The 15,051-nt window shown below is 71.4% G+C and carries 13 protein-coding genes, 1 tRNA gene and 1 pseudogene; 7 read left to right on the top strand and 8 right to left on the bottom strand.

Going from position 1 to position 15,051, the window contains the following annotated elements:
* Positions 1–41: 41 nt before the first annotated feature.
* Positions 42–1,139 (bottom strand): P1 family peptidase, encoded by a 1,098-nt coding sequence (locus tag ABZ374_RS33085; protein ID WP_360318188.1) that lies wholly within the window; start codon positions 1,137–1,139, stop codon positions 42–44.
* A gap of 142 nt (positions 1,140–1,281) precedes the next feature.
* On the opposite strand from ABZ374_RS33085, the gene ABZ374_RS33080 reads away from it, so the two are divergent.
* Positions 1,282–2,577 carry an MFS transporter gene (locus ABZ374_RS33080; RefSeq protein ID WP_360318185.1) on the top strand — a complete coding sequence of 432 codons (1,296 nt, stop codon included), beginning with the start codon at positions 1,282–1,284 and terminating at the stop codon, positions 2,575–2,577.
* On the opposite strand, the pseudogene ABZ374_RS33075 reads toward ABZ374_RS33080, so the two are convergent.
* Positions 2,517–3,128: pseudogene (locus tag ABZ374_RS33075) on the bottom strand (TetR/AcrR family transcriptional regulator); the annotation flags it as partial. The gene ABZ374_RS33080 and the pseudogene ABZ374_RS33075 overlap by 61 nt on opposite strands.
* A 129-nt stretch (positions 3,129–3,257) precedes the next feature.
* On the opposite strand from ABZ374_RS33075, the gene ABZ374_RS33070 reads away from it, so the two are divergent.
* A complete protein-coding gene (locus ABZ374_RS33070; protein WP_360318182.1) occupies positions 3,258–4,835 on the top strand; it encodes an MFS transporter in 1,578 nt (525 codons plus the stop codon).
* A 107-nt stretch (positions 4,836–4,942) separates the two neighbouring features.
* On the opposite strand, the gene ABZ374_RS33065 is transcribed toward ABZ374_RS33070, so the two are convergent.
* The 4 genes from ABZ374_RS33065 to ABZ374_RS33050 form a co-directional block, all read right to left on the bottom strand.
* Complete coding sequence (locus ABZ374_RS33065) at positions 4,943–5,524, bottom strand: DUF4383 domain-containing protein (protein ID WP_360318179.1); 582 nt, start codon at positions 5,522–5,524, stop codon at positions 4,943–4,945.
* 161 nt (positions 5,525–5,685) lie between these two features.
* Positions 5,686–6,882 (bottom strand): cytochrome P450, encoded by a 1,197-nt coding sequence (locus tag ABZ374_RS33060; RefSeq protein ID WP_360318176.1) that lies wholly within the window; start codon positions 6,880–6,882, stop codon positions 5,686–5,688.
* A 139-nt stretch (positions 6,883–7,021) separates the two neighbouring features.
* Entirely contained in the window at positions 7,022–7,510 is a 489-nt protein-coding gene (locus ABZ374_RS33055) for a Rieske (2Fe-2S) protein (protein WP_360318174.1), read from the bottom strand.
* The gene (locus tag ABZ374_RS33050) at positions 7,440–8,939 is read right to left on the bottom strand and encodes an ATP-binding protein (RefSeq protein WP_360318171.1); all 1,500 of its coding nucleotides are present in this window, start codon (positions 8,937–8,939) and stop codon (positions 7,440–7,442) included. Before ABZ374_RS33050 ends, ABZ374_RS33055 begins: the two co-directional genes overlap by 71 nt.
* Before the next feature lie 444 nt (positions 8,940–9,383).
* Between ABZ374_RS33050 and ABZ374_RS33045 the strand changes: the two genes are divergently transcribed.
* The gene (locus ABZ374_RS33045; RefSeq protein WP_360318168.1) at positions 9,384–10,367 is read left to right on the top strand and encodes a serine protease; all 984 of its coding nucleotides are present in this window, start codon (positions 9,384–9,386) and stop codon (positions 10,365–10,367) included.
* Positions 10,368–10,429: 62 nt separating this feature from the next.
* On the opposite strand, the gene ABZ374_RS33040 is transcribed toward ABZ374_RS33045, so the two are convergent.
* Both ABZ374_RS33040 and ABZ374_RS33035 read right to left on the bottom strand, forming a co-directional pair.
* Positions 10,430–10,502: transfer RNA gene (locus tag ABZ374_RS33040), tRNA-Arg, on the bottom strand.
* A gap of 72 nt (positions 10,503–10,574) precedes the next feature.
* Positions 10,575–10,904 carry a cupin domain-containing protein gene (locus tag ABZ374_RS33035; protein WP_360318165.1) on the bottom strand — a complete coding sequence of 110 codons (330 nt, stop codon included), beginning with the start codon at positions 10,902–10,904 and terminating at the stop codon, positions 10,575–10,577.
* A gap of 207 nt (positions 10,905–11,111) precedes the next feature.
* Between ABZ374_RS33035 and ABZ374_RS33030 the strand changes: the two genes are divergently transcribed.
* The 4 genes from ABZ374_RS33030 (at position 11,112) to ABZ374_RS33015 (ending at position 14,905) form a co-directional block, all read left to right on the top strand.
* On the top strand, positions 11,112–11,864 hold the full coding sequence (locus ABZ374_RS33030) for a GNAT family N-acetyltransferase (protein ID WP_360318163.1): 753 nt from the start codon (positions 11,112–11,114) through the stop codon (positions 11,862–11,864).
* A 54-nt stretch (positions 11,865–11,918) separates the two neighbouring features.
* Positions 11,919–13,448, top strand: coding sequence for an MFS transporter (locus tag ABZ374_RS33025; protein WP_360318160.1), 1,530 nt, complete (start codon positions 11,919–11,921; stop codon positions 13,446–13,448).
* A gap of 252 nt (positions 13,449–13,700) precedes the next feature.
* Positions 13,701–14,678 carry a sigma-70 family RNA polymerase sigma factor gene (locus tag ABZ374_RS33020; RefSeq protein WP_360318157.1) on the top strand — a complete coding sequence of 326 codons (978 nt, stop codon included), beginning with the start codon at positions 13,701–13,703 and terminating at the stop codon, positions 14,676–14,678.
* A 35-nt stretch (positions 14,679–14,713) separates the two neighbouring features.
* Positions 14,714–14,905: a hypothetical protein gene (locus tag ABZ374_RS33015; protein ID WP_360318153.1), complete on the top strand. Its 192-nt coding sequence runs from the start codon at positions 14,714–14,716 to the stop codon at positions 14,903–14,905.
* Positions 14,906–15,051: the final 146 nt, after the last annotated feature.

The following is a 15,051-nucleotide window of genomic DNA, read 5'->3' as shown; positions in this document are numbered from 1 at the left end:
CTCGGGCGGGTTTCCCTATTCGTGAACAGCGATCAAGATCGTTACCGCCCGTATGCGGAGCTGGAATTCGGATAAAGATCTCGGTAGGCCGGGACTTCACCGCCGCCCTTCGCGGTCAACACGCCGTGCAGTACCGCCCGGGCGAATACGTCGGCCGCCGCCGCGTGGATCATGGTCAGTGCGGCGGCCTCCGCGTTCACCCCGTAGGGCGTGTCCGGATCGGTCGCGGGCAGCGGCACCCGGGCCGTGGACACGGCGAAGACGGTGTCGCCGTCGTAGAGCGTGTGCACCGGCCGGATCGCCCGGGCCAGCCCGTCGTGTGCGACGCCGGCCACCTTCTGCGCCTGTGACCTGGTCAGCACCGCGTCGGTGGCCACGATCCCGATCGTGGTATTGAGCGTGGGCGGCGCCTGGGCGGCGGCCGCGGCGCGGTGCAACGCGGCGGCGTGCTCGGCGTGTTCGGGCGCGGCGAGCGGGAACTCGGCGGGCAGGCCGAGGCCGGCCGCGTAGGGCAGGCCGCCGATCGGGTCCACCGCGGACCCGGCCGCGTTGACCACCGCGAGCGCCGCGACGGTGACCCCGCCGGGCAGGACCACGCTCGCCGTGCCCACCCCGCCGCGCAGTCCGCCGACCATCGCACCGGTGCCCGCGCCCACGCTGCCCTGCGTCACCACCGCGTGCTCCGGCTCGGCGTCGGCGGCCGCGATCGCCGCCCGGCCCAGCGCCGCGTCGGGACGCCGCGCCCAGTCGCCGCCGCGCCCGAGGTCGAACAACGCCGCGGCCGGCACCACCGGCACCACCTGGTGCGGCTCCGTGCCCACCGGGAACCCCCGCCCCCGCTCGGCCAGCCACGCCACCACCCCGCTTGCCGCGTCCAAGCCGAACGCGCTGCCCCCGCCGAGCACGATCGCCTCGATCCGGGGCACCAGGTTGCGCGGGTCGAGCGCGTGCAACTCGCGGGTGCCCGGTGCGCCGCCACGCACGTCCACGCCGGCCACGAAGCCGCCGACCGGCCCGAGCAGCACGGTGGTTCCGGTCATCGCACCGGCATCGGTGTAGGCGGCGTGCCCGACCCGCAGGCCGGCCACGTCGGTGATCGCGTTGCGGGGCCCGGCCGTGCATTCCTCGACATCGAACATGTCTCTCCCCAGAGTGGTGGAACGTGTTGCGGTGGTCCTGTTCCCATGCTGCTCCATGGCGCATGTCTCGAAGTGCGAGATTCTCGTCTCAGTCCCTGAGAAAGCTTGTATGGTGCACAGATATTGACGTGGAGGTGGCGCGATGGGGGAGAGCCGGCGCTGGCTGATGCTGGCCATCGGGATGTGCGCACAGTTGGCGAGTTGCGTGTTCCTGTACGGCCTCGCCTATCTCGTTCCGGTGTTGCGCGTGGACGAGGGCATGTCGCTCGCGCAGGCCGGCACCGTCGTGGCCTGTCCGACCTTCGGTCTGCTGCTGACCCTGGTGTTGTGGGGCGCGGCGGCGGATCGCTGGGGCGAGCGGCGGGTGATGGCCACCGGTCTGGTGCTGGCCGGCACGGCGATCGCGGTGGCCCTGGCCGGCGACGGCGCGGTGTGGCTGGGGGGTTGGCTCGCGGTGGCGGGCGCGTGCTCGGCGGCGGTGAACGCGGCCAGCGGGCGGGTCGTGCTGGGCTGGTTCGCGCCCGAGCAGCGCGGACTGGCCATGGGCATCCGGCAGATGGCGCAACCGCTGGGCATGGTGGCCGGCGCGTTGGTGCTGCCGCCGATCGGCACCCAGGCGGGCTTCCGGGCCGCGTTGGTCTTCCCGGCCGTGTTGTGTGTGGTGGGCGCGGCGTTGGTCGCGGTCCTCGTCCGCGATCCGGCCCGACCCGCGCCGGCGGCCGGCTCGGTGCGAACCGCCTCGCCGTACGACTCGCCCGTGCTGTACCGAATACACGCGGCCAGCGCGCTGCTGGTGGTGTCCCAGTTCGTCGTGGTGTCCTTCGCCGCGGACTATCTGGTGTCCGAGCACGGCTGGACCGCGACCGCGGCCGGCCGGCTGCTCGCGGCCGTGCAACTGGTGGCGGCCGGCTCCCGGATCGCGGTCGGCCGCTGGTCGGACCTGGTCGGCTCCCGGCTGCGGCCGATGCGCACGCTGTGCGTGGTCAACGCCGTGGTGGTCGGCGCGCTCGCGGTGACCTCGACGATCGGCGGCCCGTCGGCGATCGTCTTCCTGCTGCTCGCCTCGGTGGCCACGGTGAGTTGGAACGGACTGGCCTTCACCGCGGTCGCCGAACTCGCGGGCAGCGCGTGGGCGGGACGGGTGATGGGCATCCAGAACACCGGCCAGAACCTGACCGCCGCCGCCGGGCCGCCGGTGTTCGGCGCGCTCATCGGCGGCCCGGGCGGCTATCCCGTCGCGTACACCATCTGTGCGGTGATCCCGATCCTGGCCGGGTTCCTGACGCCGAGTCAGGACTCCCGGTCGGTGTACGCGATCATGCCGAGCAACAACACGTCGATGCCGAACGCGAAGCGCTCGTCGCCGTCGCCCGAGGTGAGCGCGTCGCCGAGCGAGGTCAACGTGGGGAAGCGGGCGGCGGGCAAGGACGCGAAGTAGTCGTGCAGGGCGGTGTAATAGGCCCCGCGCTCCTCGTCGGTCGCCCCGTGCATGGTGTTCTGGCCGCCCATTTCCAGGCCGGACATCACCGTGTACATGGACAGCAGATCGGCCGCGAACGCGCTCACCTTCGGGGAGAGTCCACCCGCGCGCAGGATCGCCAGCAGCCGCTCGCTGGAGTCCAGCGAGTTCGGCCCGATCGGCACCGCGCCGATCAACGCCCTACCCAGATCGCGGTGTGCGGCGTAGACGTCGCGGATCGCGAACATCGCCTCGCGTAGTTGCTCGCGCCAGCGATCGGGATCCGCGAGCGGAATCCGCACCTCTCCGTTGACCCGGTCCACCACCAGCTCCACGAGCTCTTCCTTGTTCGCGACGTACGCGTACAGGGAGGCCGCGCCGGTGTCGAAGCGCTGGGCGACCCGGCGCATGCTCAGCGCGTCCATGCCCTCCGCGTCGATGATCTCCAGCGCGGCGGTGACGATCGCCTCCTGGGTCAGCGTCGGCTTGCGCGGCGACCGACTCCTGGGCGACGTGCGCCACGGCGGCACGGGCACTTCGGCAACCTCGGGAACCTCGGACACGGCGCCACCTCCTCGACCAACCCTCGCCGATCGCGTCACTCGGCTTTACGAACACTGTACTTGACGCGAACAGTGTTCGTAGCTAAAACAGTGTTCGTGGATGAAACGCCGTTCGATGTGCGAACGGTGTTCGAGCAGCAGGGGGAGACGATGGAAACCGACACCAGCAAGGCGGTGCCGATCGAGGCCGAGCCGGGGGAGCGCCGGCCGGCCTACCCGCTCCGGTGGATCGGCCTCGCCGTGGTCATGGGCGCCGACATCATGGACCTGCTCGACGCGACCATCGTCAACGTGTCGGGCCCCGGCATCAGGGACGCCCTGGGCGGCTCCTCGACCCACCTCCAGTGGTTCTCGGCCGCGTACACCCTGGCGTTCGCGATGTTCCTGATCACCGGCGCCCGACTGGGCGACATCCTCGGCCGGCGACGGATGTTCCTGGGCGGGGTGCTCGCCTTCACCCTCACCTCGGCGCTGTGCGGCCTGGCGCAGTCACCGGAGATGCTGATCGGCGCCCGCGGCCTGCAGGGGCTCGCCGCGGCGCTGATGGTGCCGCAGGCGTTCGGGCTGATCCGGGAGATGTTCGACGAGCGCGAGGTGGGCGCGGCGTTCGCGGTGTTCGGGCCGGCGATGGGCCTGGCCGCGGTGCTCGGGCCGATCCTGGGCGGGGTGGTGATGGACGCCGACCTGTTCGGTCTGGGCTGGCGCGCGGTGTTCCTGGTGAACGTGCCACTGGGGCTGTTCGCCTTCTTCGCCGGCGCCGCGGTGGTGCCCCGACCCACCCCGGAGGCGGCCGGTGCGCGCCGGCCGGGCCTGGACGTCGTGGGCATGATCCTGGTCACCGCGGCGATGGTGCTGCTCGTCTATCCGCTGGTGCAGGGGCGCGAACAGGGCTGGCCCGGCTGGACGTTCGCCTGCATGGCCGGCTCGCTGCCGGTGCTCGCGCTGTTCGCCTGGTACGAGGTGCGCAGCAGCCGCGCGGGCCGCGACGCACTCGTGGAGATCAGCCTGTTCCGCAACCGCGCCTACACCGGCGCCCTCGCGGTCGGCCTGATGATGTTCGGCTCGATGATCGGCCTGATGCTCGTGCTCGGCCTCTACCTCCAGGTCGGCCTCGGCTGGACCGCCACCCACGCGGCGCTCGCGCTGATCCCGTGGTCGCTCGGCTCGACCGTCGGCGCCGGGCTGGCCGGCGCGGTGCTCGCCGCCAGGTACGGCCGTCGGGTCCTGCACGCGGGCCTGCTGCTCGGCCTGCTCGGTGTGATCGGCATCGGCGGCACCATCGCGATGCACGACGGCCCGGTGAACGCCTGGGTCCTGCTGCCGGCCACGGCGCTCGCGGGCTTCGGCTTCGGCCTGTTGATGGCGCCGTTCTTCGGCATCGCGCTCGCCGGGGTGGACGACCACGAGATCGGCTCCGCCTCGGGCGTGCTCAACGCGGTCCAGCAGCTCGCGGGCGCGCTGGGGGTGGCGCTGTTCGGCACGCTGTTCTTCGGCCACGTGGAGGACCACGTGGGCGCGGCGCGCGGGGCGGACGCGGTGCGGGCGGTGTTCGACGACGGGTTCACCATCGGTCTCACCGCCAGTGCACTGGCGCTGGCCGCGGCGTGGGGGCTCGCCTTCCTGATGCCGCGGTGGGAGCGTCCGCTCGGCGCGGAGGGCGGCGCGGGCCACTGAGCCGGCGCTGCCACCGGACGCGGATCGGCGCCGGATCGGCTCGATGGAGCCGATCCGGCGCCGACGCACATGCGGTCCGCTGCCCACCCGCCGGACCCGCCGCGGTCCTACCGGTGACCACCCGCGACGCCGGGTCGGGTCGGGCCGCCGCCGAGCGCCGATGCCCCGTCGCGGGAGAGCACCGAGGCCCGATTGCGGAAGGCGTCCTCGCGCGCCGCCTGCGCCGGGTGGCGCGAGCGCCAGTACGGGTTGTCGTGCGGCAGATGGCCGCTCACCCTCCCGTACAAACCGAACGTCATCACCAGCAGGCCGACCACGAAGCTGAAGATCACGTTCGGCATCTCGAAGGACAGATAGTTGATGTCCGGGGTGCCGATCAGGCCCAGGTTGACGAAACCGCTGATCACGAACAGCGCGCCCACCACGATGTTCACGGTCGAGGCGGTGTTGCCGCCGATGATCGCGCCGATGATCAGGATCGCGCCGACCACGACCGAGATCAGGCTCAGCGCGCCGTTGGTGGACATCCCGGCGACCTGGCGCCCGGTGGTGGAGAAGAAACCGACGTTGTTCGTGAAGCCCAGGACACCGAACGTGATCAGCACGAGCCCCATGAACCCGCCGCCGTACCGGTAGACCTGTCCGAGCCGGTGATCGACCGGCAATCCTTCGTCCAACAAGCCCGTCATGGTCGCCTCCCAACACTTAATTTTGTGGTGAAAACTCCCCTCTATCCCTTTTCCCGGAAATACTCGTTCAACGCCGCACGCGACTTGTTCGACCCCGCGCGCCTCGTTCGACGCCGCACGCGACTCGTTCGACGCCCCAAGCGGACGGGCGGGCGGGCGACTCAGCCGATCAGCTCCACGTGCGCCTCGCGGATCCCGTACACGAACGCGTTCGGCATCTGGACCACCGCGCTGTCCGGGACCGCCCGCAGCTCGCGCACCCGGGCGAGCAATTCCTCGAAGAAGACCCGGATCTCCAGCCGGGCCAACGGCGCACCCAGGCAGAAGTGCGTGCCGAAACCGAAGGTGATGTGGTCGTTGGGCGTGCGCGTCACGTCGAACCGCTCGGGCTCGGCGAACACCGCCGGATCGCGGTTGGCCGAGCCGTACATCAGCACCACCTGGTGTCCGTCCGGGATCACCGTGTCACCGATGCGCTGGTCCCCGACCGCGACCCGACACATGTTGTGGATCGGCGTGCTGTACCTGATGAACTCCTCCGTCGCGACCGCGAGGTCGGCGCCCGCGCGCAGCAGTTCCCACTGCTCCGGGTGTTCGAGCAGATACAGGAAGGTGCGCGCGATCACCGTGCGGGTGGTCTCCGCGCCGCCGTCGAGCAGCAGCAGGCAGTCGCTCGCCACGTCGGCCGGCCCCACCGGCTCGCCGTCGATGTGGGCCGTGGTCCACACCGACATCACGTCGTCGGCCGGACACGCCTTCTTCGCCTCGTACAGCCCCAGCGCCGACCGGATGAACTCGCCCGCCGCGGCCCGGCCGTCCTCGCTCAGGTAGCGCGGGCCGCCGCCGAGCGCGATGGTGCGCTCGGACCAGTCGCGCAGTCGCGGCCAGTCCTCGTCCGGGAAGCCCAGCAGGCGGCCGATCATCTTCGCGGGCAACACCGAGGCGAGGTCGCCGACCACCTCCACGGTGCCCTTGGCCACGGCGGCGTCCAGGATCTCCACGCACGTCGCGCGCACGTGCTCCTCCCACTCGCGCACGCCGCGCGGGGTGAACCACTTGCTGACCAGCCTGCGCCGCTTGTTGTGCAGCGGGTTGTCCAGGCCGATGATCGCCGGGTCGGCGGGCAGGTTCGGGCGGTAACCACCCTTGCTCCGGTCGGAGTTGACGAAGTGGTCGCTGCGCGCCTCGACATCCTTGACGTCCGCGTACCGAAAGACGCCCCACAGCTCGTTGCCCGCGTCCCAGGCGACCGGTTCGTGCTCGCGGAACCACGCGTAGTCCGGATAGGGGCCGTTCGCGTACCAGTCGCCGTCGAGCAGATCCAGGCTCGGCCGCGGGGTCGGCGGTGTCGTCGTCATGGGTGGGGTCCTCCGCATCGCGTCCTGGCCCGGGACGGGCTCGGGTACGCAATCACGAAGCGGGAGCGGAAACCATAGCCGCGCGGGCGGTCCACCACCCGCGCGGCGCGGACCGGCCCACCGGGCTCGGCGCCCCGACCTACGCGGGCTTGAGGACGACCTGGCCGTTGGTGACCGTGATCTGCTTCGCGGCGAGCGGGCGCGGGGCCGGGCCGCCGAGCACCGCACCCGTGCTCGCGTCGAAACTGCTGCCGTGGCACGGGCAGTTGATCTTGCCCGCCGCCACGCTGCCGACCAGGCACTGCTGGTGGGTGCACACCGCGGTGAACGCCTTGAAGTCGCCGGCGGTGGGCTGGGTGACCACGACCTTGGCGTCGTCGTAGATCTTGCCGCCGCCGACCGGCACGTCGCCGACCGGACCGAGCGTCTTGTCGCCGCCGGAGCCGTCGGAGGACTTGTCCTTCGAGTCGCCGTCGTCGCTGCCGCAGGCCACCAGGGTCGCTCCGGCGGCGGCCACGACGGCGCCGCAGACCAGGACCCGCCGGGTCGGCTCGGCCCTACCGGTCCGGGCGACCGTGGTCGTCGGTGGGGTGCCGGTCGGCTCGGTGTTCGGGTCGGTCGTTCGCATCGGGTGCCTCCGTCGTCGTCCCCGACGCCGGCCGGTCACGCGGCGCCGATGCAACGGAAACGTACGCGAGCGGCTCGTGGTTCGACGGATCCGTGAAGCGAACGGGTTCAACGAGTGCGGAGTTCGCCACGACCGGTTCGGCGGGCCCGATCGGCTCGGCGATTTCGGCCGGATCCACCGGGTGGCCGGGCACCGCGTTCGGGTCCGGGCCGGCGCCGCCCGACTTGGGTCCGTCGGGTTCGTCGACGTGGCCCGGCAGGGTGAAGGCGATTCGGGCGCCCTCGGTGTGGTCGGTGTCCACGGCGATCCGGCCGCCGTGCTGTTCGACGATCCGCTTGGCCATCGCGAGCCCGATGCCGCTGCCGGTGTAGGTCTCGCGTGGGTGCAGGCGTTGGAAGGCCGCGAACACCCGTTCCGCCGCCTCGGTGGGGATGCCGATCCCGTTGTCGGTCACGGTGATCCGCCACCCGGCGGCGGCGGGCTCGGCGTCGACGCGCACCCGCGGCTGCTCGTACGGGCGCTGGAACTTCACCGCGTTGCCGAGCAGATGCCGGATCAGCGTGGCCAGCAGCCCGGGATCGGCCTCGACCACCGGCAGTCGCCCGTGTTCCAGCTCGGCGCCGGTGTCCTCCACCTGGTCCGCCATGTCCAGCCAGGTCTGCCGCACCAGTTCGCCCAGGTCGACCTCGGCGTTCTCCGCGCGTGAGCGGCCCACCTCGGTGAGGGTGACCATCTCGTCGATCAGCATCTGCAGCCGGCGGGCGTTGTCGATGGTGAAGTCGATGTACTGCCGGCCGCGTCGATCCAGCACGTCCTCGTAGCGCTCCTGGAGCATCCGGCCGAACGAGACGATCCGCCGCAGCGGGTCCTGCATGTCGTGCGTCGCGGCGTACGCGAAGCGATCCAGGTCGGCCTGGGCGAGCCGGGCCCGCCGCGCGTGTTCCTCGACCCGGCCGCGCAGCTCGGCCAGTTCGCGGACCAGCTCGCGGGACCGCGCGCGCTCGCCGTCCAGCGTCCGGTCCCGTTCGGCGAGCAGTTCGGTCAGCCGGGCGACCCTCGCGCGGTCGCGGTGCGCCCGGTCCTCGCCGTCCCTGGCCCGGTCGCGCAGGGCCGCCATGACGTCGGCGATCCGGTCGAACTCGCGACTGTCGTAGCGCCCGGCCGGCGGCTCCCGGGTCGGATCGGCCAACCGGGCGAGCGGTTGCTCGACCGTACGCCGCAAGGCGCTCTCGATCAGCACCGTCGACCCGACCACGAGCAGCAGATCGATGCCCAGCACCAGGAGCAGGCCGCGTGAGCGCGCGTCGCCGTCCAGGGTCAGGCCCACCACCAGCGCGGCGACGGTGGCGATCATGACCGCCACGCACGGCACCCAGATCAGCCGCAGCCGAGCACGCACCGTCCACCACGAGTCCTCGGACCCAGCCATCGGTACCCCCGCCTCTCCGGCCGCCCTCGTGGAACAAGGAAAGTGTGGCAGCGCCGGGCCCGGGGCACGAGGGCATGATCCGGCCGCCCGGATGCGGGCGGGCCGGTCCGGACGCGCCTTCGAAAAGGGTGCACGGACCATGGAAGTTTCTTAAGGCAGTCATAAATCACCCATACCGGGGTGCCGATGTCGCCGGCCCTCGGGATACGGTCGCAGGGTCGCCAGGCGCGTTTGGAGAGACGGCGCCGGGCCGGCACACGAAGAAAAGCGGGGGATTCCTGCGACCGTCGCCCACCTCCCACCCGTTGGGGCGACGGTCGGAGGAACACTTCGTCACGACCCGGTGACCGTGCGGGCAATCGGTCTGATTCCTCCCCACCGGGGTATCCACCCAGCCGGTAGCGTCCACAACCGAGGCCGTAACCCGCTGAGATTGGTGGTCGAGTGTCCCGACTGGCTGCGGATGCCCGGGCGAACCCGCGCAGGCGTCGACCGGCGATCGGTATCGCCCTTTGTGTGCTCGCGGTGCTGGTGGCGGTCGCCTTGGCGTCGGGCGGGCGGATCTCCGGCCATCCGCGAGCGCGCGGCACCGGCGACACCTCCCGCGGCTACCACCTCCCGGACCCCGCGGAGGGCGACCGGACCGCGGCGAACCTGCTGGGCGCGGCGCCCACCGATGCGCCCTCGGCGCCCGCGCCCCCGGTGCCCACCGAGTCCTCGACCGAGGTCGAGCCGCTGCCGGCGTCCGAACCGCTCCAGGCGAGCACGATCGCGGCGACTCCGGCGATCGGCGCGCTGTTGCGTGCGGGCGACGGGGAGGACCCGGAGCACTTCTGCACCGCGACCGTGGTGCAGTCGCCGAATCGGAACCTGGTGGTCACCGCCGCGCACTGCGTGTACGGCGACGCCTTCACGACCGACATCGCCTTCGCGCCCGGCTATCACGACGGCGTGATGCCGTACGGCGTGTGGGTCCCGTCCCGGATCGACGTGGATCCGCGCTGGGTCACCGACGGGGACCCGGCCTACGACGTCGCCTTCCTTCAGGTCCGCCGCCCGGGCTCGGACGAGCGGATCGAGACCGTCACGGGCGCCGAACGACTCGCCTTCGGCTCCTCGCCTTCGCGGCCGGCGCGGCTGGTCGGCTACCCGGACGACGAGGACGAGCCGATCGGCTGCCAGAACACCACCGCGGCCTACTCCGACACCCAACTGCGCTTCGACTGCGCGGGCTTCCCGGCGGGCACCAGCGGCGGCCCGATGATCACGGACATCGACCCCGCGAACGACCGCGGCACGGTGATCGGCGTGATCGGCGGCTACGAGCAGGGCGGCGACGACCTCACCTCGTACAGCAGCTACTTCGGCCCCGACATCGCCGCCCTGTACGACCGAGCCGGCACCGCCGAGGTGAGCCCCACGACCTGAGGCGACCCCACAAACACCGAAACCCCGGCCGAAGCCGGGGTTTCCCACCCGTACGGGCACGGTGCCCCCAGCAGGATTTGAACCTGCGACACCCGCTTTAGGAGAGCGGTGCTCTATCCCCTGAGCTATGGAGGCTTCGGGGCCGTGTGGTCCCGCAGGACAGGGTAGCGGAACGGTTGCCGGGGTGGCCGGCGGCTTTGTGGCCGGTCAGGGTTTGCCGACGGTGAGGATGACGGCGGAGTCCTCGAGGGCCTCCAGGGTGTGCGGCTCGGTGGGGATGACCAGGAGGTCGCCGGAGCTGCCCTCGACCGACTCGTCGTCGGCGGTCAGTCGCACCCGGCCGGTCAGCACGATCAGCGACGCCTCGCCGGGGCTGGTGTGTTCGGCCAGCGAGTTGCCGGTGGTCAAGGCGATCAGGGTCTGCCGCAGGTGTTGGCGGGAGCCGCCGAGCATGGTGACCGAGCTGCGGCCGGACGAGGTGCTGCGGGCCGACGCGAGTTGCTCCTTGGTGGCCGTCCGGAGCGAGATTTTGTCCATGTATGCCAGTTTCGCGGGCGATCACTCTCCGCGCATGTTCTGGATGCGCCCGGGCGTGCGCGGTTCGGCGGGTCGGGCGATGCTGGGCGGATGGGCGTGGCCTGTGCCGAGACGCCCACGATGGCCGCCGCGGGCGCTGCCCGGCGGTCGGGATCGAGGCCGCTGAGAGGGGATAACCACTTGCTCGGGCATCGAAGAATGAAGCTCATGACCACAGACGAAAGTGTTCGTACGCGGGGGACCGTGTTCGATCGGGACGGGGCACTGGTCGCCGACTACCGGCTGGGCAATCGTTCGGGGCGCCCGGCCGCGCTCGACCTGCGCCTGCACCGGCTTCCGGCCGAACTCGCCGCGCCCGCCATCCTGACCGCGCTGCCCGGGTGGGTGGTGTCGGCCCGCGCGGACACCGGCGCGGTGCTGGTCGCCGCGGGCGGCCGGTTGATGCGCCATCTGCATCAGTACTTCCGCGATCTGGGTCCGGATCTCGGGGACGCCACGTGGGCCGAGCCCGGGATCGAGGTGCGCGCGGCGGCGTCCGTGCCGTCCTCGGAGTTGTACGACACCTGGATCGCCGCCTATCCGCCGGAGCACCCGGACGGCGGTGACGACGCGAGCCCGGAGAACCTGGCGGGTCTGTTCGACGGCCGCGCGCTCGGGCCGTTGTTCGGGTTCAGCACGGTCGCGTTCGACGAGGGGCGGGTGGTCGGCGCGGTGCTGGTCAACGACGCCGAACTGCTCGGCCCGTGGATCACCGAGGTCTTTCGCGACCCGGATCCCAAGTACGCGGGGCTCGGCGGCCGGTTGTTGCGACACACGCTCGGCCTGGCGCTGCTCGACGGGCTGCCCTCGATCGGGCTCGCGGTCACCGAGGGCAATCCGGCCCGGGCGGTGTACGAGCGGCTCGGATTCCGGCCGGGCGAGTCGTTCATGACAATCGTGCTGCCGGGAGGGGAGCGGTAGACAGTCCTTCGATGACGTGAGACATTTGTGTCTCACAAGGATTGAGGATGTCTCATGGCCGGCTCCACCGCCCTTCGCCCCGCGCCCGACCCGTTGCGCTGGGCCGTGCTCGCGATCCTGTCGGGGAGCCTGCTGATCATCTCGATGGACGCGACCATCCTGAACGTCGCGTTCCCGTCCCTGGTCGCCGATCTGCGGCCCGGCTCGGTCGAGCAGTTGTGGATCATCGACTCGTACGCGCTCGCGTTGTCCGGCCTGTTGGTCACCGCGGGCGCGCTCGGGGACCGCTGGGGGCGCAAGCGGCTGCTGCTCGTCGGCTTCGCGATCTTCGCGCTGGCCTCGCTGCTGGCCGTGGCGGCGACCGCCGCCTGGCACGTGATCGCGGCCCGGGTGCTGCTCGGCGTGGGCGGTGCGGCGATCATGCCGTCCACGCTGACCATCCTGCGCCAGGTGTTCACCGACGCCCGCGAGCGGGCCTTCGCCTACGCCGTGTGGTCGGCGGTCTTCGGCGGCGGCATGGCGCTGGGGCCGGTGGTCGGCGGGCTGCTCGTGCAGTCGCACGGTTGGCAGTCGGCGTTTTTGTTGAACGTGCCGATCGCGGTCGCGGTGATCGGGTTCGGCCTGTGGTTGTTGCCCGAGTCGCGTTCGCCGCGCTCCGGCGCGTGGGACTGGCCCGGTGTCGGCCTGTCGATCGTCGGCATGGGCACCCTCGCGGGCGGCGTCAAGCAGCTCGGCAAGGGTGGCGTCGGCGATCCGGTCGCGTGGGTCCTGCTCGTGGTGGCCGCGCTCACGCTGACCGTGTTCGTCCGTCGCCAGTTGCGGCTGGCCAATCCGCTGCTCCAGGTCCGGCTGTTCACCGATCGGGCGTTCAGCATGGCCGCGACCGCGATCTTCCTGGGCATGCTCGGGCTGGGTGCGGCGCTGTTCCTGCTCAGCCAGTGGTTCCAGTACGTGCAGGGCTACAGCCCGGTCTCCGCCGGTCTGCACCTGCTGCCCGCGCCGATCGCGCTGATCCTGGCGTCGATGTTCGTGCCCTCGCTGATGCACCGCTTCCCACCTCGGAACGTGCTCGCGATCGGCCTGGCGCTGATGGCGCTGGGGCTCGCGCTGCCGTGGATCGGGCAGCACTTCCGGGAGGTGGACTATGCGCTGGTGGGCACCTCGCTCGCGGTGGTCGGGCTGGGTGTGGGCACCTTGGCCACGGTCGCGTCGGTGGTGCTGATGTCCTCGGCGCCCGCCGCCGATTCCGGTGGCGCGGCGGCGATCGACGAGACCGCGTACGAACTCGGCGCCGCGCTCGGCGTCGCGATCCTGGGCAGCATGGCGTCCGCGCTCTACCGGGCCGACCTGCCCGACCTCGACCTCGACTCGGCCGACGCGGCGGCGGTGCGCGAGTCGATCGGGGACGCGTCCGTGGTCGCGGATCGACTCGGCGCGAGCGCTCTCCTGGGCCGGGCCGGCGACGCCTTCACGGCCGCGATGACGCCGACCTTCCTGGTCGGTGGCGTGGTCGCGCTGGTCGCCGCCGTACTGGCCTGGCGGCTGATCCCGCGCGACCTGGAGCCCGCGCCGGACGCGCACTGACGGCCGGCCGAAAGCGGTCCCTCCCGGGGGTGCGCGGGGGCGTCGGGTCCGGAAGATCGGAACATCCGGGCCTCGTCGACCGTTGAGCGGGACGTAGGCACACCGAATGTGCATGCGGGGCCCGACGCCGGGCAGGCGCTCTCAAGGGCCGCTATCGGCCAACCTTTCAACACTACATCTTCGGACGGAATATCACAGGCTTCTCGTTCGTTCGAAATATTGACGAATGCGAATGAAAGTGAGGGCTAGAGCATGCCGACTACACGTGGTGTGGCCCGACAGGGCGCCGAGCGAGTGGCGGCTTCCCGCACGCGGAAGGCTGCCGACGTCGAGCGCGACACGGTCGGTGTGTACCTGGACGAGATCAGCCGCACGAAGCTGCTCGACGCGGAGCGCGAGGTCGAAATGTCCAAGGACATCGAAGCCGGGCTGTACGCACGCAGGCTGATCGACGACGACGCGGTGCCCGAGGGCGTCGACCGGGCCGAGTTGGAGCGGCTGATCGAGCGCGGCGCGGCGGCCAAGGAGTTGTTCATCCAGGCCAACCTGCGACTGGTGGTCTCCGTCGCCCGACGCTACCCGCGTAGCGGGATGCCGTTCCTGGACCTGGTTCAGGAAGGCAACGTGGGCCTGGTCCGCGCGGTCGAGAAGTTCGACTACGCGAAGGGCTTCAAGTTCTCCACCTACGCGACTTGGTGGATTCGGCAGGCGATCACCCGGGCGATGGCGGATCAGGCGCGCACCGTGCGACTGCCCGTGCACTTGGTCGAGGAGCTGAGCAAGATCCGCCGGGTGCAGCGGGAGTTCGCCCGTGACCACGGGCGCGATCCCGAGATGACGGAGATCGCCGAGGCGGTGGGCTCCACGCCCGAGCGCGTCGTGGACGTGATCGGCTGGGCGCGCGATCCGATCAGCCTGGACACCCCGGTGGGTGACGACGGCGAGACCGAGTTGGGCGAACTGGTCCAGGAGACCGATCCGTTGACGCCGGAGGACATCACCCTGGCGACGCTGCGGCGCGAGCAGATAGCGAGCCTGGTGGGTCGGCTGGACGGCCGCACGGCCACGATCCTGCGGGCGCGCTACGGCATGGCGGACGGCAAGGAGCACACGCTGACCGAGGTCGGCAAGCAACTCGGGCTCACCCGTGAGCGGATCCGCCAGATCGAGAAGCAGGCCCTGGTCGAGCTGCGCGAGTTGGCCACCGCCCAGGGGCTCGAAGCCGCGTGAGCGGGTTGCCGCCGGAGCGCCGGCACACTGATGCGATGGCCGAGGCGGATGTGCGTGCGACGAGTGGACCGGGCGAACCGAGGCGGCGGGACCGGTTCGGTTGGGACGACCTGCTTCCCGAGGTGAGTTCGGACGAGACCGATGCGGGTTGGGGCGACGAACGCCCGGCCTCGGACCCGGCGGACCTGCGCCGGTTCCTGGACGACAAGCCGCCGCATCACCTCTGAGTCCGGAACGGGCCCGGGGCCACCGGTGCGAAACGAGACGGCGGGGCCGCGAGCTGGCCGACAACGTCGCCAACGGCGCGCACACCCTCACGGTGACCGACGCCGACGGCAACAGCGGCCAGGCCCAGTTGCTGGTCCGCAAGAAG

The organism is Embleya sp. NPDC005971, assembly GCF_040629175.1.
In the GTDB taxonomy this organism is placed as follows: domain Bacteria; phylum Actinomycetota; class Actinomycetes; order Streptomycetales; family Streptomycetaceae; genus Embleya.
The sequence above is the reverse complement of the archived record's forward strand: the minus strand, read 5'-3'. Positions and strand labels throughout refer to the sequence as shown.